The organism is Rhizobium sp. R711 (genome assembly GCF_002211365.1).
In the GTDB taxonomy this organism is placed as follows: domain Bacteria; phylum Pseudomonadota; class Alphaproteobacteria; order Rhizobiales; family Rhizobiaceae; genus Rhizobium.
In genome coordinates this window covers 1-18,310 of record NZ_LOKZ01000027.1, presented here as the reverse complement: position 1 = coordinate 18,310, position 18,310 = coordinate 1, and the positions used below count along the sequence as shown (strand labels likewise).

Genomic DNA, 18,310 nt, shown 5'->3' with positions numbered 1-18,310 from the left:
GCGCCGCCTCCCCTTGCTGCCAGAGCCCTTGCGCCTTCAGCTTGTCGGCGACGTCCTTCGGCATGTACTTCTCGTCGTGCTTGGCAAGCACGGTGTCGGCGGTGAAGACGTCGCTGCCCGCCTCGAACCGACCCTCGGTCACGACGCCCTGACCTTCCCGAAAGAGGTCGGGCAGGATGCCGCTATATCGTACCCTGACGAGGTCGCCGGTCGCATCGGTGACGGCAAATTGCACTGTCGAGCCCTCGCCCCGCACGATACTGCCCTCGCCGACCAGACCGCCGAGCCTGATCCGGGTTCCCGGCGGCACGGGGTTCTTTGCAATGTCTGCCGGCATGTAGAAATAGGCAACCGATTGGCTGAAGGCGAACATGACGAGCAGCACCGCGGCAATGACGAAGCTCATGCCGCCAGCGATGATCGCCAAGCGTTTCTGCTTGCGCGTCATTCGCTCATTCCTTCCGTCGCAATCTCGAGCTCTCGCGCCAGGGCCAGCAGTTGCTTGCCTTGTTCGCTGTCGGCCGGAAACGCCGCCAGTCCGCGTCTGAGCGCCGCCAGCGCCTGTCCGTCGTCTTTGAGGATCGCGTAGGACTTGATCAGCTTCAACCAACCGTCGAGATTATTCGGGTCGGTGGTCAGCCTCGCATCCAAACCGTCGACCATTTTCCGGATCATCTCGGCCTCCTGGCCAGACCGCATCGACCCGGCCGCCGCTGTGTCGGTCTTCCCGGGTCTTTCGACAGGCGCGCCGCTGTTTGCGTCGATGTGTTCCCTTACAAGGGGCATCCAAGGAGCTGTCATTGGCGACGTCGCCGCAAGCGCTTCGAATGCGCGTCGTGCGCCGACTTTGTCGTTTGCCTGCTCCAGCGACAAGGCAAGGTAAAACCGCGCCCGCGGATTTTCGTGCTCATGCTCAAGCACCTGGCGCAGTACGGCCTGCGCCTGCGTGGTCACGGTGCCTCCCGATTGCGCCATCAATGATTCTGCGAGACCGTCGAGACGCGGAATGCCTGGTCCCAGAATCCGAACGGCGTTGCGGTAGGCGTTCTCTGCATCACCGGCTCTGCCCATCTTGAGTAGAACCGGGGCGATCACATCCCAACCGCGTCCGTCGGCGGGGTCCTGAGCGAGGTGCTGCTCGGTCTTTTGAATGAGGACCGCAACGTCCTGACCGGGATTTCTCAAGCGAGCCTGCAGCGGTTGCGAGGGCAGCTCCGGCGAACCAATGGCGACGTATACGCCGATGCTCAGAAGCGGAAGCAGCGATACGATTGAGACCCTAAGCCACAAATGGCTTTGCGGCCACATCGCCTGCTCCGGCACCTTGTCCTTGGTCCTGAGAAGACGGCGGGCGGTTTCGGCGCGGGCGAGTTCATACTCGCTTGGCGCAATCCGCCCGGCTTCCTTTTCCTGTTCGAGTTCGAGAAGCTGGTTCCGGTAAACCGTGGACGCCATTTGCGATTCGCCTGGCCGCCGGGAGCGAGCGGCGGACGCCAGAGGGTGAAGAAGTGCTGCTGTTGTTGCGGTCGTGATGACCGCGAAGAGAATCCAAATTGCCATTGTCTTTAGACGCCTTTGTGCGTGCGAAGACTAGCGGAGTTCATCACCCGAACATTGATGCGGATCAATTACTGACGACTTAGGCGGCCCGTGAACACATATCCAACCCCACGGACAGACTGGATCAGAGCCGGCGCCTTCGGATCCACCTCGATCTTCTTGCGCAGTCGCACGATTTGGGCATCGATCGCCCTGTCGAAGGCTTCCAGGTTTCGGTTCCTTGTCTGGTCCATGAGCGTCTCTCGCGACAATACGCGGCCGGCGTTGCGAACGAACACCAGAAGCATGTCGAACTCCCCCGTGGTGAGAGGCACGTCGCCGCCGCTCGGTGCGGTGAGCCGTCTGCGAGCGAGGTCCAGCCGCCAGCCGTCGAAGACGAGGCTTTCCTCATCCTCGGCCGGAGCGCGCGAGGGAAGCGTCGCCGACGTGCGTCGACGCAAGACGGTCCGTAACCGTGCGAGAAGTTCGCGCAGATGAAACGGCTTGGCTATGTAGTCGTCGGCACCCACTTCCAGTCCGACAACCTTGTCCGTGACGTCGTCCTGGCCTGTCAGCATAAGTACTGGCACGTCGGACGTATTGCGGAGCTCCCTCAAGAGCTCCAGGCCGTTTTCTCCATTCGGAAGGACGAGATCGAGGAAAACGGCGGCGTATGTTGCCTTCACGAGTTCCGCGCGCATGGCCGAGCCGTTGCTCACGGCATGCACTCGGTAGCCGTTGTCCTCGAAGTAACGGATCAGCATCTGCCTGATCCGGGCGTCATCATCGACTACTAGAATGCGATCGGATTCCATTTCGCTCAATCGTCCCGCTGCGAACTTGCATCGGAGAAATAGCGCAGGATTTTTGCCAACGCCACAGGCAGGATTGCAAATCGAAAGCCAGGAATGGGAGCTCGACTGCGGGTCGCAGTCAAGAACAGCTTCAAAAGGATCGGCTAGCAGGGATCCGCACCAACGAATAGGCAGCTTGTTCCGGCATCACATCGAGGCAACAGTTCCTCTCCGATTGAGCGTTAAGTGTTGGGGGACAGCAATGTCAGGAATGCTCCAAATCGCACTTCCGCACTTCCAAGGATCGCGGCGGAAAGTCGCGGGTCTCGCCCTCATAGTTCCGACCTTCAAGGAGGTCGACAAGGTAAATCCCCTCATCGAAAGGCTGCGAGACGCCCTCGACGGCATAAACTGGGAGGTCGTGATCGTCGATGATGACTCGCCCGACGGCGCCGCCGAAGCAGTGACGGAAGTCGCACGTACCGATCCGGGGGTTGCGTTTCATCCGGAGAATGGGTCGAAGAGGGCTGTCGTCGGCGGTTGTCGAAGGCATTCTAAGTACTTCCTCGTCGCGGTGATCGATGCCGATATGCAGCACGACGACCGTCTCCTATCGAAAATGTGCGAGGCGCTGAGAGATGGCCTGTGGAGCTGGTCGTCGGTCCGCGATATGTCACCGATGGTGGCGTCGGTTCGTGGGACAAGACACAGCAGAGAATCAGCAAACTGGCGACGCTGCTCTCGCGACTGGTCATGAGGGAAGAGCTCGCCTATCATCATCGTGGGTGTCGGCTGGAACTACGACGGGCGCTTTGGCGCCCCCGGCAGAGATGATCATGTTCGCATAAGGCGCGCCAGATGTCGGGAGCAAAGGCCATTAGGAAAGGCAAGGTCGCGGTGCGGTTCCTGCTTGCGCTATCACTCAGTTTGGGTGCGCTGTCGACAATATCGGGTTATCGGGGGACCAGGGCCGCCAGCGTTCACGCCGTGCAGGAAGATCGCCCTGTCGATATCGTGACGGTTCTGCCAGGAATTGGCGAGGCCATCCCACAGTTCCCCCTGAAGATATCGCAGAACCGACGATACACGGTCGATTCGGCGGGTACGCCTTTTCTGATGATCGGTGACACGGCCTGGTCGTTGATGGCCCAGCTGAAGCGAGAGGATGTCGACGCCTATCTGCTGGATCGCAAGGCGCGGGGGTTCAACGCAATACTGGTGAACCTGATCGAGCATCGCTTCGCCACCAATGCGCCGGCAAATGCCTACGGCGACGCGCCGTTCCTCGCACCGGGCAGATTCGATATGCCCAACGAGGCCTATTTCGCCTATGCGGACTGGATCGTCGCACGTGCGTCCGAACTCGGACTGCTGGTATTGCTGGCGCCGTCCTACACCGGCGCCGGCGGCGGGTCGGAGGGATGGTACCAGGAAATAAGGGCGGCGGGCGCCGAGAAAATGCATGCCTATGGCAGGTTCGTCGGAGACCGCTACAGCCGCTTCCGGAATGTGCTCTGGGTCATCAACGGCGACACCAATCCGCCAGATCTTGACCTCGTGCGCGCGGTCGCCAACGGCATTCAGGACGCCGATCCGGACGCGCTGCAAACCTCGCACAACGCGAACGGGACGGCCGGCGCGGATCTCTGGGGCGGCGAGGCATGGCTGAAGCTGAACAATGTCTACACATGGGATCCGGTCTTTCCGCAAGCGAGAGACCAATATCTGAGAAAGCCGATCCTGCCCTTCTTTCTCCTGGAGAGCCAATATGAAAATGGACCCGGTATGTCGACGCAGAGGCTACGGGGACAGGCTTACCAGGCATTGCTGACCGGCGCATCCGGTCAGATATTCGGAAATTTCCCCATCTGGTATTTCGACGGAACCGATGAGTTTTCCGTGCCCCGGGGCTGGAAACATGCGCTGGACAGCCAAGGCGCTCGCAGCATGACGCAACTGCGGAATCTTTTCTCGCATGTGCAATGGCAAGACTTCGTGCCTGATGTCGACAATGAATTTCTGGTCGGCGGGATCGGAAGCGGTCAAAGGCGCAGTGTCGCGGCACGTTCACCGGATGGCCTCACTGCGCTTGTCTACATCCCTGAAGACCGATCGATCACTTTGAAAATGGGGCAGTTGGAAGGGAAGCAGGTTCGCGCGATCTGGTGGGATCCTGTCAAGGGGCGCGGCTTCGAAGCGAGTGGCTCACCCCTTCGCGCGAAAAGGCTCGAATCATTTCGCCCTGGGGCGGAAAATAGCGGTGGTGACGGCGATTGGATCCTGATTCTCAAGGGCGAAGATTAGAAGGGCAAGGTTTGGAGATGGCGAGCGATGGTATTCACGGGGCGGGCAAACGGGACAGATCTCTGAACTCGGCGGGCCCAACCGATTTTGCGTGGCCGCTTGTATCGCCGCTTCCTGGGCAGTGATGGTCTTTTTTCGAAAATTGCCGACATTTCACATGCCTGCTCGTTCTTTTTGTGGTCCGCTTATCGTGGCGACCCGGCCGCTGGGCCATTCACTCTCCACCACAACCTACGCCATAATCTATAACCGTTATGGATGGGTGCTGATTTCCATCCTCATGGGTGCAGCTATTTCTGCGAAATCAGAAAGAGCCAAAGAACGCGCAATTTCGACGCGTTTCGGCGAGCGCACTGCTTGCGTTCCAATCCATCTGCAAAATCCGTTCTCTCGACGTCGGGTTCCCGCAATGGTGCTTACCTGCATCCTCCGATCGGAACTGCGACGTGTTGCCTGGAAGGCTGCCTGCAGCTTTGGCGCAATCTGTTTCTTGCATGGCTCTTGAGCGGCATCAATCCATCGGATTATCCTAGGGATCTGTCCTTTTGCGGCGAAATCGCAATCTTTGGGCCTGCGCTTCGTATGCTGAAGAACTCGCTTGGTGCCAATGCCTTGTCTGCCATATTGCTGGTTCCGTGCCGGCTTTTGCTGATCGCCGCGGGGCGCCGGCGAAATACCATCATGACGCTTGCGGATGCCATCGCATGCAGCATCGTGTTCTGTTTCCGTCTAGCGAGCGGCATGTTCATTACCGTCGGCAACGCCGGCGAGCCAAACGACGTCCCGTTCTTTATCATCACGGCGGTGATAGTGTTCGTGGGGCGGGCCTCTCGAAGCGAGATCCTTGCGCGAAGCCGCGATCGCCCCGGACCGCATCCATAACGGCTTTGCCGCTGCCGTCATCGCCTGCTTCCTCGCGGCGGGAAGGACGCCCTTGGTCTCGCCAACCGGATTTCGCCGGCGAACGGAAAAAGAGTTTGATTTCTCCGAAAAGTTCGATGCCCGATATCTCAGGGACTTTACGGTTCCACCGGGTTCGCAATGGCCGCGCATTCAAGGGCGGCGGCCATTACGACGACATCAATCAAGGTCGATCACCCTGGGCCACTTTGCGGTGATAGCTCGCGATGCTAGCAGGCCTCTTTCAACAGGTTCACGCTCTCGACGGAGATGTTCTTGCCTTTGACGGCGACGCCCAATGGTGCGAGTGCGGCAAACGCGCGCGAGAGGGCTTCGGGGGCAAGCCCCAGCTTTCCCGCAAGTATTCGTTTCTGATAGGGCAGGCGAAATGTGACACGCGAAGCGGAAGGCGGGCAACGGGCGACGACGTAGTTGGCGACCCGCTGGGCTGCCGTATGAAGCCGATCTCCCGCAATGCAATCGAGCGCGCCGAGGAGATGTTTCGCCATTATGTGTATGATGTTTCGTTGAATGCCCTGATGCTGCTGGGCGAGTGATCGCAAGCGATTGAGATCGAGCATCACGATTTCCGTAAACTCCGCCGCCCAGGCACCATGTGCGTATGTGGCGCCGCCGGCAAGGAGGTATTCCCCGAAGATGTCACCGGGTTCGCAGATGGAGACATCGGCTTCGCGGCCGGCGGATTCCTTCTTTGTAAGGCGCACGAGCCCGCTGGTGACGCAGAAAATGAACCCGGCTTTCTGGCCCTCTTCGACGATTTGTTCGTGGGGAGAGAATGTTCGCACTTCGGCCAAAGCCGATAGCGTCTCCACAGTTTCTCGATCTAATCCTGCGAGCAACTCGGATCGCAGAAGCACGGGATTTCTTGCAAGCATCGTCCTTCCTTTCCTGCTTGAGGCAACCGTTATGGTGTCGGTTCGTTTTCATCGTCCGCGAGTACACGCCAGGCAGCACCCTGAAGGTCCTCGTACTGGCCGCTTTTAAGCGACCAAAGGAAAGCAAGGAGCCCCATACCGCCCATAAGAAGCGCGATCGGGATCAGGTAGATCAACATGTTCATGCTGCATTGACCTCTCTCGTCGTCGTCATGGTTCGTTCTCGACGCTGGCGCATGCCGAGTGTGCTTAGCCGCAGTGCGTTGGTGACGACGATGATCGAGGAGGTGGACATCGCCACCGCGGCGATCAGCGGCGTTGCATATCCTGCGATCGCGATCGGAACCGCCAACACGTTGTAGCCAATCGCGAGGGCGAAGTTCTGGCGGATGAGCTTCGCAGCTTGCTTCGCGACGGCGATAGCTTGAGGCACGGCCTCCAGTCGCTCGTTGAAGAAGACCAGATCGGCGGCCTGGCGACCGATGTCGGAGGCCGTGGCGGGAGCCATCGAAACATGGGCCGCAGCAAGCGCCGGGGCGTCGTTGATGCCATCGCCAACCATCAGAACCCGATGGCCATTGGCACTGAGTCGTTGGCACTCTTCAACCTTCTGCTGTGGCCCGAGAGCGCCCAAGGCCTTGTCGAGACCCAGTACGAGAGCCGTGCTGTCGACCACGCTCTGGCGGTCGCCGGACACGATCACCGTTTCATATCCGCGCAGATTGAGCTCATCGACGGCTTCCCTGGCACCCGGTCGAAGCGTGTCCTCAAAGAGGAAGCGAGCCTGGACTTCGTCGTTTCTCGAGAGCACGACCTCGGAAAAGCGGCCCTCGTCACTGGGCGATGTCGCGGTGGGGTCTGCGAAGGCCGCGTTGCCCAGTCGATAGGTCTTGCCTGCGCAGCAAGCCTGAAGCCCGCCGCCGGGGATCTCACTCACCCGATCGAATGGCGTCGGAGCCGGCCCCCCACTTCGCGCCAGAGCCTGCGACAGTGGATGCCGCGAATGAACCGCCAGGCCCTTGGCCTTCGCAATGAACCTGTCATCCAAGGCTGTGGTCGCGACAAGCCGTGGCACACCAATGGTTAGTGTGCCCGTCTTGTCGAAGGCAACCGTGTCGACCTCTGCCAGTCTTTCCAGGGCCGAGCCATCCTTCACCATGACCCCTTTTCGAAAGAGTTCGCCGGCCGCGACGACCTGTACAACCGGGACTGCAAGGCCGAGTGCGCATGGGCAAGTGATGATAAGAACGGCGACTGCGACCAGCATCGCATGCTTCCAGTCGCCGCCGAAAAAACCCCAGGCGAGAAACGAGACGAGTGCTAGAAGGTGGACTGCCGGCGAGTAGAGGGACGCAGCCCGGTCGGCGATGCGGCGGTAGCGAGCGCGGCCGCCTTCGGCCGCTTCCATCAGATTGATGATCTCTGCGAGGAGAGAGTTCTTCGCAAGCTTTGTCGCGCGCACGACGAGCGAGCCAGTCAGGTTCATGGCTCCGGAACTGACCTGGCTCCCACCGGCGACCGCCCCGGGACTGCTTTCGCCGGTAACGATGGAGAGATCAATGTCGCTTTCTCCGCTGACGATCGTTCCGTCGACCGGAATGCGCTCCCCGGCCGCGATCGCGACTTCGTCACCAACAGCTATGTCCTCGATTGGAATGTAATGCCGTGATCCGTCGCGCATCAGTAGCAGCGCCCCGCGGGGAGCCAGTCTTGCCAAGCCATTGATCGCCGCGCGAGCCTTTTCGCGCATCACGTGATCGAGGGTTCTTCCAATGAGAAGAAAGAACAGCAGCGAAACCGATGCGTCGAACCACGCGTGCTCGCCGTGATGCATGGTCTCCCACAGCGAAACCGCGTACGAGAGTGTGACCGCCAGGGAAATGGGCACGTCCATGTTGGTCCGCCCGTGCTTGAGCGCGTTCCATGCCGACCGGAAAAAGAAGCGCCCGGCGTAAACCAAGGCCGGGGCCGCGATCAACGCGGAGATCCAATGGAACATGTCACGGGTCGCGGCGTCGGCCCCCGACCACACCGAAACCGATAGCAGCATGATATTCGTGGCTGCGAAACCGGATACTCCGACGGCCAGCAGGAGCTGATTCCTCGTGGTGTCGTTTTCCGAGGCGATGGGCGTGAAAAGATGCGCCCGATATCCGGCTGCGTTGATTGCTAAGATGATCCCAGTCGGATCTGTCGTTCGCTTATCAAACTCCTGCCGGTAAATGCACGTCACTCGCCGAGAGGTAAGGTTCACCCTTGCCTTTGTAACGTAGGGGAGCGCCGACAACGCCCTCTCGATGGTCGAAATGCAGGCACCGCAATGGACGTCGGGGACGCTTAGGTCGAGCTGGCGAAGGCCATCCCCCAGCGGGTGGCTTACAAGCGCGATCTCCTCGGCGCTGAACGATGTCGCGCTCATTGCCAGCACGCTATCTGTATTCAGGTCGCAACATGTCATTGGCCGAACCCCGCCGTGTCGATGCGAGCCGCTTCATGCATGACGATGGCGTCGCCCTTGCGCGAGATCACTTCAACGATCCAGTCGCCCGACGCGAGACGATGGCGCGCTTCGAACCGCCCTTCGCCCACCTTGCTGAACGGCAACTGGAAGTCCTCGTGGTCGCCGACCGGGCGCTTGAAGTTCGCGGTCACCTCGTCGACCACTGCAGGAGACCGATCCTTATTACGGATGTCGTAGTGGATCACGTCGTCCTTCAGCGAGAGTTCACCGACGATGCCCGATGCCGCCATCGCCTTCATGACCCCGGCCTTGCGATTGAATTCCTGGCTGGCGACGTAAGTGTTCTCCACCACCAGACCACTCCAGCTCGACGATGCGAACCAGGCCATCGTAACATTGACGCCAATGACGACCGCGAAGAAGGCGGACGTGATGAGAAGCATGTGTCGGCCAGTGAATCCTTGAGCGCGAGTGGTCATTTGACGTCTCCTGGGGCGTTGAACGCGGCGCGGTAGGTCGCCCGATTGGAATGGTCGGCGTCCTCGATGATGAAAAGGAACTCGCTGACCGCGCCGCCTGTCTGCTTGCGTGTGACGAATACCTTCAGCGAGGTGGCGACGTCGGGTTGAGCGTCCACGGTGAAGCTGCGGGCATCCTCTTTCCCGAATTCAGGGATGCGCATCGTCGCCCCTTCAAGACCGGAAAGGCTGACCTGTACTTGCTTGGGCTGCGGCACCATGTTCAGGATACGCAGCGTGTAGCCATTTCGGATCGAACCGTCGCTCTCCAGAACATATTGAGGGTTGCGGTCATGGACGACATTGAGTTCGAGCCGGTCCCGCAATGCCAGATGCACGAGCATGGCAATACCGATCAACGACCAGACGACCGCGTAGAACACCACTCTCGGACGAAAGATGATGCGCCAGTTGAAGTGCCGGATCGCCTCCACGAACGTGCCGTCGGCATTCCGCACCCTGGCGGGCTGGACATGTATGCGCCCGTTGTCGGTGGCAAGCGCCATGTTGCTCGCATACTCGCTAAGCGTGGCGTATGCGATCAGTCCGCGGGGTTTGCCAAGCTTGTCCATGACCCCGTCGCAGGCGTCGATACAAAGGGCGCAGGTGATGCACTCCATCTGCTGGCCATCTCGAATGTCGATGCCCATGGGACAGACAGCCACGCAGGCGTTGCAGTCGACGCAGTCGCCGACGGCTACGCCGTTGGTCTGGGCCTTCTTGGCGTGACGCGAGCGAGTTTCACCGCGCCAGTCGTTGTAGGTTACGACCAACGAGTTCTCATCAAGCATGGCGCCCTGGATGCGAGGCCAGGGGCACATATACGTGCAGACCTGTTCGCGCATCAGGCCGCCGAGCACATAGGTCGTTGCCGTGAGAATGGCGACGGTCGCGTAAGCCACGGCAGGGGCCTGGCCGGCAAACAGTGAAGAAGCGAGACTGGGCGCATCTGCGAAATAGAAGATCCAGGCTCCGCCCGTGGCAACGCCGATGACGATCCAGATCGTGTGCTTGACGACGCGCTTTTTAATCTTGTCGAAACTCCATGGCCCGGCGTCAAGCTTCATTCTGGCATTGCGGTCGCCTTCGATCGCGCGCTCGACGACCAAAAACAGATCGACCCAGACCGTCTGCGGACAAGCATATCCGCACCAGGCGCGTCCGACTGCGGACGTCACCAGGAAGAGGCCAAACCCGGCCATCACAAGCAGGCCCGCTACGTAGTAGAATTCCTGCGGCCAGATCTCGATAAAGAAGAAGAAAAAACGCCGCGACGACAGGTCGACCAGAATGGCCTGGTCGGGGGCATAGGGGCCACGATCCCAGCGGATCCACGGCGCAAGATAGTAGATGCCGAGCGTGATCAGCATTACGATCCATTTGAACTGACGAAATCGACCTTCAGCTCTCTTGGGAAACACTTTTTTTCTGGCGGCGTAGAGCGGCTGACGGTTTCGGCGGGCGTTGACGGGCTCGGCGTTCAACCGTTCGACATTCTCGGGATCTGGCGCGGTATATAGGTTCATGGGACGTGTCCGAATTTTATTTGCCCGTTCTTGCAGCTTCTCGACCACCCTTCCTTGATGCAGATCAAGAATGGGCGATCCGAAAAAAAAGCCGCGCTCCGGACAGAAGACGGGCCCTAATGGCGCTGGACAAGCAGCGCATAACGGATTTTGGGCTTGTTGTTCTTTGAGCCACATCAACGATGCGGCGCGACCGAAAACAAAGAAGGGCTACGCCTTGGAGAGAGGCGGCGTGGCCCGGAAGATCTGCGGGGGGAGAAGATCCGCGACAACCTCCCCTTCGACGGCAGGAGTCTTGAGAGTTTGGTGTGGCCGCCGTCTTTGGGATTGGCCAACTGCCACGAGGCGCCCAGCACGGGAAGTGTCGCAGCCAGTATGCCGGACCCGGATCGCGCCGTGCGCAGTCTTTTAAAGGCGGCGACGGGCAACAGGAAGATCAAAAAAATGGCCGCATCCGAGGGGATGCGGCCCAAAGTCTATACTGGGAGAGGATGCGCGCTCAAATCCTCGACAGGACAGGCGCCACTTTAGCGGCTTGTGGTCTTGTGGTCTTTGAGGCAGGTCAAATTCACAATCGAACTGCCGATCTTTTCGGGGTCGTCCTGTTCACTGACGGGCGGTGCCGATTTCGCACGTGCCGATACGCGCGAATGGATCACGGCGCGCGGAGTGCCGTAGAGACAAAGGAGTGGGTTGTGGTCGTGGTTTGTCATTGTGACCTCCTTACGTCCCGCCGCCCAGCGAGTGGACGAAGACTGTGAGCTCTTTCACCGCGGCCTCCCCCAATCTTGCGGACCAGGCGGGCATCATGCCGTGCTTCGGCGAATTGACCTGACGGATAATTGCATCTTCACCACGTCCCTTGAGCCAAATCGCGTCGGCGAGATTGGGGGCACCCATATCGACCTTGCCCTTGGCGTCCTCCCCGTGACACGCGGCGCAGTTGTCCGCAAACACCTGCTTTCCAGCTTCCGCAAGCTCCGGCTTGGATGGAGTGTTCGTCAGCCCCCACACGTAAGCTGCGACCTGCTTTGTCTGCGTTGCGTCCAAAATCTCCTTGAACGCCGGCATCTCCGAAACGTGGGTATCGGCGTCCGCGTCGAAGCGAATTCCGTGCGCGATCGTCTTTTGAATCGAGTCGAGATCGCCACCCCATAGCCAGTCGTCATCATTCAGGTTGGGGAAGCCTGGGCCACCACTTGCTCCCGAACCGTGGCAGGGGGCGCAGTTGACCTTGAAGGCCGATGCCCCGCCTGCGATCGCGAACTCGCGCAGCCCTGGATCCGCATCGATTTCCTGTACGGTCTTCGTAGCGATCATGTCATGGAACTTCACCTGTCCCGCCTTCGCCAGGTCGAGGTCCTGCTGAAGCTCGGCGCGGCTCGAAAAGCCAAGAAGTCCCTTCGTCGTCGAGGTGATCATCGGGATCGCAGGGTATGCGACGGCATACCCGACTGCCCACAGAATCGTTGCGTAGAATGTCCACACCCACCATCTTGGCATCGGGTTGTTCAATTCGCGGATGCCATCCCACTCGTGTCCGGTGGTTTCGACGCCGCTGACTTCATCGATATGTTTTTCCGACATCTCAATCATCCTTCAAGGGAATATCGGCGGCCTCTTTAGCCGTCTGCTTGCTGCCGGGACGAAGCGTGAAAACGACTGCGCCGACGAAAAACGAGGCCATTGCCACGAGACCCCAACTATCGGCGAAGTGCCGCATTGCTGTGTAAGTTTCCATCAGATCACCTCAACGGTAGCCGGTCGCATCGTCGTAGGTCGAGAAGTCGACCAACGTTCCGAGCATCTGCAGATAGGAAACGAGGGCATCCATTTCCGTGAGCCTGGCCGGGTCGCCGTCGAAATCGCCGACCTTCGCCTTCGGATAGCGGGCCAGGAGTTCCGTCGTGTCCGCGTTCGGATCAGCCTGTGCCTTCATGTCGGCTTCGGCGTTCGCAAGCATGTCGGCGGTGTAGGGAACACCAACGTCTTCGTTGGCCTTCAGATCCATTCCGACGTCCTTGACGGTGATCTCCTGCTCCTTGAGGAAGGCATATTTCGGCATGATCGACTCGGGAACGACGGCCCGAGGATCGGAAAGATGCTGGACATGCCACTCGTTCGAGTAGCGTCCGCCGACACGGGCGAGGTCCGGACCAGTGCGCTTCGAGCCCCACTGGAAGGGATGGTCGTACATCGACTCGGCGGCAAGAGAATAGTGTCCGTAGCGCTCCACTTCGTCACGGAACGGCCTGATCATCTGGCTGTGGCAGAGGTAGCAGCCCTCACGGATGTAGATATTCCGCCCGGCCAGCTCCAGGGGCGTGTAGGGACGCATTCCCTCGACTTTCTCGATCGTGTTCTGCAAGTAGAACAGCGGTGCGATCTCGACGATGCCGCCAATACTGACCACGAGAAGCGAGCCGACGAGAAGCAGCGTGGCGTTCTTTTCGAGGATTTGGTGTTTGTCTAATATCGATGCCATATTTCACCTCACTCGGCAGGCTGTGCCTGGGGCACGTAAGCGGTCGGGATAGCGGCTTCGTCACGGATGCGTCCGCGGATCGTCATGAACACGTTCCACGCCATCACGATGCCGCCTGCCAGGTACAGCGTCCCGCCAACTGCTCGCAGCACGTAGTAGGGGATCATCGCGGAGACCGTTTCAGCGAAGGAGTAGACGAGGAAGCCCTGCGAATTGTACTCGCGCCACATCAGACCTTGCTGGATGCCGGCGACCCAAAGAACGGCTGCGTAGATGACGATGCCGAGGGTGGCGAGCCAGAAGTGCCAGTTTACCATTCGCAGGCTGTAGAGCCGGTCGCGTCCCCAGAGCTTGGGCGTCAGGTAATAGACCGCTCCGAAGGTAATCATACCCACCCATCCGAGGGCGCCGGAATGGACGTGACCGATTGTCCATTCGGTATAGTGGCTGAGCGAGTTGACGGTCTTCACCGACATCATCGGGCCTTCGAAGGTCGACATCCCATAAAAGGCGATGGCGACGATCATCATGCGGATGATTGGGTCGGTTCGGATCTTGTCCCAGGCTCCCGAGAGCGTCATCAGGCCGTTGATCATGCCGCCCCAAGAAGGCATCCACAGCATAACGGAAAACACCATGCCGAGTGTCTGCGCCCAGTCGGGCAGCGCGGTATAATGAAGATGGTGCGGGCCGGCCCAGATGTACATGAAGATCAGCGCCCAGAAGTGAATGATCGACAGGCGGTAGGAGTACACGGGACGGTTTGCTTGCTTGGGAACGAAGTAATACATCATCCCGAGGAAACCTGCTGTCAGGAAGAAGCCGACAGCGTTGTGGCCGTACCACCACTGTGTCAGCGCGTCCTGGACGCCCGAAAACGCGGAGTAACTCTTCGCCCCGAGGAACGATGCGGGAACCGCAAGGTTGTTTACGACGTGAAGCATCGCGATGGTGACGATGAAGCCGAGATAGAACCAGTTCGCAACGTAGATATGCGGTTCCTTGCGCTTCAGGATCGTTCCCAGATAGACGATGAGATATGCGACCCAGACGACCGTCAGCCAGATATCGACGTACCATTCCGGCTCGGCGTACTCGCGTGCCTGGGTGATGCCCAGCACATATCCGGTTGCCGCCATCACTATGAAGAGCTGATAGCCCCAGAAGACGAACCATGGCAGAGTGCCGCCGAACAGGCGCGCGTGACAGGTGCGTTGCACGACATAGAACGAGGTCATGATGAGAGCGTTTCCGCCGAACGCGAAAATGACCGCGGACGTATGAACAGGACGCAACCGTCCAAAATTCAGATACGGCGCGATATTCAAGTCGGGGAAAGCCAACTGCAGCGCGATGATCACCCCGACGAGGAAGCCGACGACGCCCCAGAACACCGTCGCGATCAAACCATATCGAATGACTTCGTCGAAATAGCCGGAGGCCTCGACCTTTGGCACCCTGCCCGCCGGCGAGAAATCCAGGTTCCTCATCAGCAGTACGGTGCCGACGAGAAGGCAGAAGGAAAGTATGCCCATATGGACTGCAAAAAGGTGATCGTGGGCAAAGGCGGCACCCAGCAATGCCAGGAACGCCCCGACTGCGACCACCATCGTTTCTGTTGTGTACTTCATGAATGTCGTCCCCAGTGCGCAGACGACCGCTTTGCGGCCGGCTCTCTCGTACTTTGCGGGAAGGACTGTCACGGGCTCGAGATTGGCACCTTGATCTAAATCAACGATGCCTCACTTTCGGTCGAAACATGGTGCTGTTACAAACTGTTACAAATTCTCACCATTTGGAACCGTTCGATCATTCCCGTGTGACTCGACGACGGTCTAGTGCCCTCATCAACCAAGAGGGACGCGACGATGCTGATGCCGAACAACACCGCCTTTGAACATGCGCAAGCAACACATGACCGAATGAATGGGGCGCAGTCCCTCGCGTGCCTCTTCATGACGTCCGCGATGGAAACCATTGCGGCCGGAAAGGCGATCTGCTGGGAGGGCGACGCGGCCAAGCATCTTTTCCAGGTTGTCGAAGGCGTCGTGCGTCTCCACCGCATTATCGGCGAAGGTCGTCGCGTCATTACCGCGTTCCATTTTCCAGGCGATCTCATCGGGGCGTCACTTCAAAGCGCCTTTCTCTTTACGGCGGAAGCAGTCAGCGATTGCAAGATCCGGCGTGTGTCGCGCAAGAGCTTTCACGATGAAATCGCGCGCTCCGACGCTCTGCGCCCCGTCTATATCAACCTGCTCTGTGAAGAGACCGCGGCGGCCAACAACCAAATGGTTCTTTTGTCAAAGCTTAACGCGGAAGAGCGTCTATGCAGTTTTATCGTCAAGCTCGCATCACGCAGCGACGCCAAGATGCAACACGGCCTGCTTCGCGTCCCGATGAACCGCCAGGACATAGCGGACTACCTCGGCCTTACCATCGAGACCGTCTCCAGGACGATCACCAAGCTTGCATCGCGCAACATCGTCGTGCCCGAAGGGCGGCACGATCTCCGGATAGTGAATCTTAGCCGCCTGGTTCAGTTGTCGGGGAATGGTGATGATTTCTCGGACAAAACCTGCCATAGCGTCAGCCTGCACTAATGCCATGAACCCAGCAGGTAAAGCCATGCCGCATCGCCTCATATCACCGCGTACTGCGTCGTCTCAGGAACTGGACGCTCTGGTGCACGTGCTCGATGGTGCGGACATCATCGTTCATCGCCTCGAGGGGACCATCACACACTGGTCGATCGGCTGCGAGAACATGTATGGCTGGGCGCGAGAGGAGGCCGTCGGCGAAAATGTGTACGAGCTACTGGCGACGCAGTTTCCAGAGCCGGTCGACAGTATTCATGCGCAGTTAAAGTCTCGCGGCTTCTGGCAAGGCGAAATCATTCACCGCCACAAGAGTGGACACGACATTCATGTCGCAACCCGCTGCGTGCTGGTGAACCTCACCGATGGCGATCTGGCAGTCATTCAAACGAACAGCGACGTCAGTGCCCTCAGACGAGCCCAGGACGCGGTAAATGCACGCGAGGCGCACTTGAGCTCGATCCTCGATACGGTTCCCGATGCGATGGTGGTTATCGACCATAGGGGCAATGTGCTCTCCTTCAGCAAGGCGGCCGAGACGCTCTTCGGCATGTCAGCCGAAGAGATCTGTGGCCGCAATGTCAGCAACCTGATGCCTAATCCTTACCGTGACGCTCACGATGGCTATATCGACCATTATCTGACGACCGGCGAAAAGCGGATTATCGGCTACGGCCGCGTTGTCACGGGCCAGCGAGCCGACGGTTCCCAGTTTCCGATGGAGCTCCACGTCGGCGAAACGACGGCAAATGGCGAGCGGATATTCACTGGCTTCCTGCGCGACCTCACCAGCCGCTTCAAGATCGAAGAGGATCTGCGTCAATCCCAAAAAATGGAGGCGGTCGGTCAACTGACCGGTGGCATAGCCCACGATTTCAACAATCTCCTGACCGTCATCAGCGGCAACCTGGAAATGATCGAGGACAAGCTCCCGCCAGGCCAGCTTAGAGATATCTTGAGGGAAGCGCAGGACGCTGCCGCTGACGGCGCGAAGTTAACCGGACAGTTGTTGGCCTTTGGGCGGCGTCAGCCGTTAAATCCGAAACCTGCGGATCTTGGACAGCTTCTGACCGGCTTCTCGGATCTCCTAAGGAGAACGCTCGGTGAAAACATCAAGTTGTCGACAGTTATCTCCGGGTCGGGTCTGAACGTCCTCGTGGACAGTTCGCAGCTTCAGAACGCAATCTTGAACATCGCGTTGAATGCAAGAGACGCTATGCCGAAGGGCGGAAGCCTTACCACCGAAATTTCGCGCGTGCACCTCGATGCCGACTACGCCAAGATGTATCCGGAAGTGCGCAGTGGCAATTTCGTGCTCGTCTCGATGACCGATACCGGAACCGGCATGTCCGAGGAGGTTAAAAAGCGCGCCATCGAGCCATTCTTCACGACGAAGGGAGTCGGAGCCGGAACCGGCCTCGGCCTCAGCATGGTTTATGGCTTCGTGAAACAGTCCGGTGGTCACCTCCAACTTTACAGCGAGTCTGGACGCGGAACCACGATCCGCATCTATCTGCCTGCCATGAGCAGTTCCGGATCGCAGGAGCGCAGTCAGGCATCGGAGCCGGTTGAAAGCCCCCTGCCCCAAGGGACAGAACTGGTCCTCGTCGTCGAAGACGATCTGCGCGTTCGCCGTGTCGCCGTCGCAAGGCTGTCCTCCATGGGATACTCAGTTCTGGAGGCAGAAAACGGGCACCGCGCTTTGGAAGTCCTACAGGCCAACGACAACATCGCTCTGCTGTTCACCGATATCGTGATGCCCGGCGGAATGACCGGCGATGAACTCGCCCGCGAAGCGCGAGACCTTCGCCCTGAAATAGCAGTGCTCTTCACCTCGGGATATTCAGAGCCGGGCTTGGTCGGACAGGACGGCGTTCCTGGGGCTCAGTGGCTGCGCAAGCCCTATACGGCGCGGGACCTGGCGGCGAAAATACGTGAACTGCTCGATGCCAGCTGATGCTGACAAACCTGACTTTGCACGAAACCGTCCTGAACAGCCAAGCGACGTCGCGGTGATCCGCCAGGTCACCAAGGCGGCCTTCGCGCCGATGCCATGCGGCAGCCGGACAGAGTCAGACCGACAGCTCTTTGGCGCGCGCGTTGATCTGGTCGCAGGCCTCCCCGAACGGATCGCGCATCGGCACCAGGAGTGAAGCGCCAAGCAGAAGCAGCGCTTTCAAGTGCGCCCGGCCGCCTACCTCGCCCAGGACCGGCGCATAAGGTGCCATCGCGGTGTGCGCCTCGCCGGCATAAAGGCGCTTGTACTCGGCAAAATTGGAGAAGTTCTCGTGAT

The 18,310-nt window shown here is 59.4% G+C and carries 18 protein-coding genes and 1 pseudogene; 5 read left to right on the top strand and 14 right to left on the bottom strand.

The features are described 5' to 3' along the window. The 3 genes from ccmE to ATY80_RS20415 form a co-directional block, all read right to left on the bottom strand. Window positions 1-448 (bottom strand): cytochrome c maturation protein CcmE (ccmE, locus tag ATY80_RS20425; RefSeq protein WP_088694163.1); only part of this gene is annotated, 448 nt, incomplete at its 3' end. Continuing rightward, the gene (ccmI, locus tag ATY80_RS20420) at window positions 445-1,560 is read right to left on the bottom strand and encodes a c-type cytochrome biogenesis protein CcmI (protein WP_088694162.1); all 1,116 of its coding nucleotides are present in this window, start codon (window positions 1,558-1,560) and stop codon (window positions 445-447) included. The genes ccmI and ccmE, both read right to left, overlap by 4 nt. Before the next feature lie 68 nt (window positions 1,561-1,628). Beyond that, window positions 1,629-2,354, bottom strand: coding sequence for a response regulator (locus tag ATY80_RS20415; protein ID WP_088694161.1), 726 nt, complete (start codon window positions 2,352-2,354; stop codon window positions 1,629-1,631). Window positions 2,355-2,595: 241 nt separating this feature from the next. Between ATY80_RS20415 and ATY80_RS20410 the strand changes: the two genes are divergently transcribed. From ATY80_RS20410 to ATY80_RS28710, 3 genes are all read left to right on the top strand, one after another. Then, on the top strand, window positions 2,596-3,090 hold the full coding sequence (locus ATY80_RS20410; protein ID WP_189637225.1) for a glycosyltransferase: 495 nt from the start codon (window positions 2,596-2,598) through the stop codon (window positions 3,088-3,090). 101 nt (window positions 3,091-3,191) lie between these two features. Further along, a complete protein-coding gene (locus tag ATY80_RS20405; protein ID WP_088694160.1) occupies window positions 3,192-4,637 on the top strand; it encodes a DUF4038 domain-containing protein in 1,446 nt (481 codons plus the stop codon). 582 nt (window positions 4,638-5,219) lie between these two features. After that, a complete protein-coding gene (locus ATY80_RS28710; protein ID WP_141105580.1) occupies window positions 5,220-5,519 on the top strand; it encodes a hypothetical protein in 300 nt (99 codons plus the stop codon). 248 nt (window positions 5,520-5,767) lie between these two features. On the opposite strand, the gene ATY80_RS20395 is transcribed toward ATY80_RS28710, so the two are convergent. The 10 genes from ATY80_RS20395 to ccoN all read right to left on the bottom strand — a co-directional run bounded on the left by ATY80_RS20395 (window position 5,768) and on the right by ccoN (window position 15,054). Then, entirely contained in the window at window positions 5,768-6,433 is a 666-nt protein-coding gene (locus ATY80_RS20395) for a Crp/Fnr family transcriptional regulator (RefSeq protein ID WP_088694158.1), read from the bottom strand. Between the two features lie 29 nt (window positions 6,434-6,462). Continuing rightward, window positions 6,463-6,618: a cbb3-type cytochrome oxidase assembly protein CcoS gene (ccoS, locus tag ATY80_RS20390; protein WP_088694157.1), complete on the bottom strand. Its 156-nt coding sequence runs from the start codon at window positions 6,616-6,618 to the stop codon at window positions 6,463-6,465. Then, on the bottom strand, window positions 6,615-8,891 hold the full coding sequence (locus ATY80_RS20385) for a cation-translocating P-type ATPase (RefSeq protein WP_088694156.1): 2,277 nt from the start codon (window positions 8,889-8,891) through the stop codon (window positions 6,615-6,617). The genes ccoS and ATY80_RS20385 overlap by 4 nt, the downstream gene beginning before the upstream one ends. Beyond that, window positions 8,888-9,373 (bottom strand): FixH family protein, encoded by a 486-nt coding sequence (locus ATY80_RS20380; protein WP_088694155.1) that lies wholly within the window; start codon window positions 9,371-9,373, stop codon window positions 8,888-8,890. Before ATY80_RS20380 ends, ATY80_RS20385 begins: the two co-directional genes overlap by 4 nt. Next, complete coding sequence (gene ccoG, locus ATY80_RS20375) at window positions 9,370-10,938, bottom strand: cytochrome c oxidase accessory protein CcoG (RefSeq protein WP_088694154.1); 1,569 nt, start codon at window positions 10,936-10,938, stop codon at window positions 9,370-9,372. The genes ATY80_RS20380 and ccoG overlap by 4 nt, the downstream gene beginning before the upstream one ends. Before the next feature lie 527 nt (window positions 10,939-11,465). Beyond that, window positions 11,466-11,651 (bottom strand): hypothetical protein, encoded by a 186-nt coding sequence (locus ATY80_RS20370; protein WP_088694153.1) that lies wholly within the window; start codon window positions 11,649-11,651, stop codon window positions 11,466-11,468. A 10-nt stretch (window positions 11,652-11,661) separates the two neighbouring features. After that, window positions 11,662-12,525: a cytochrome-c oxidase, cbb3-type subunit III gene (ccoP, locus tag ATY80_RS20365; protein WP_088694152.1), complete on the bottom strand. Its 864-nt coding sequence runs from the start codon at window positions 12,523-12,525 to the stop codon at window positions 11,662-11,664. A 1-nt stretch (window position 12,526) separates the two neighbouring features. Further along, window positions 12,527-12,679: a cbb3-type cytochrome c oxidase subunit 3 gene (locus ATY80_RS20360; RefSeq protein WP_088694151.1), complete on the bottom strand. Its 153-nt coding sequence runs from the start codon at window positions 12,677-12,679 to the stop codon at window positions 12,527-12,529. 9 nt (window positions 12,680-12,688) lie between these two features. Beyond that, complete coding sequence (ccoO, locus tag ATY80_RS20355) at window positions 12,689-13,423, bottom strand: cytochrome-c oxidase, cbb3-type subunit II (RefSeq protein ID WP_088694150.1); 735 nt, start codon at window positions 13,421-13,423, stop codon at window positions 12,689-12,691. 8 nt (window positions 13,424-13,431) lie between these two features. Continuing rightward, entirely contained in the window at window positions 13,432-15,054 is a 1,623-nt protein-coding gene (gene ccoN / locus ATY80_RS20350; protein WP_088694149.1) for a cytochrome-c oxidase, cbb3-type subunit I, read from the bottom strand. A 237-nt stretch (window positions 15,055-15,291) separates the two neighbouring features. Between ccoN and ATY80_RS20345 the strand changes: the two genes are divergently transcribed. Both ATY80_RS20345 and ATY80_RS20340 read left to right on the top strand, forming a co-directional pair. Further along, window positions 15,292-16,023 carry a helix-turn-helix domain-containing protein gene (locus tag ATY80_RS20345; protein WP_088694148.1) on the top strand — a complete coding sequence of 244 codons (732 nt, stop codon included), beginning with the start codon at window positions 15,292-15,294 and terminating at the stop codon, window positions 16,021-16,023. Window positions 16,024-16,048: 25 nt separating this feature from the next. Further along, a complete protein-coding gene (locus tag ATY80_RS20340) occupies window positions 16,049-17,974 on the top strand; it encodes a PAS domain-containing sensor histidine kinase (protein ID WP_088694147.1) in 1,926 nt (641 codons plus the stop codon). Between the two features lie 115 nt (window positions 17,975-18,089). Here the strand turns inward: ATY80_RS20340 and ATY80_RS20335 are convergent. Further along, window positions 18,090-18,310, bottom strand: a pseudogene (locus ATY80_RS20335) (hypothetical protein); the annotation flags it as partial.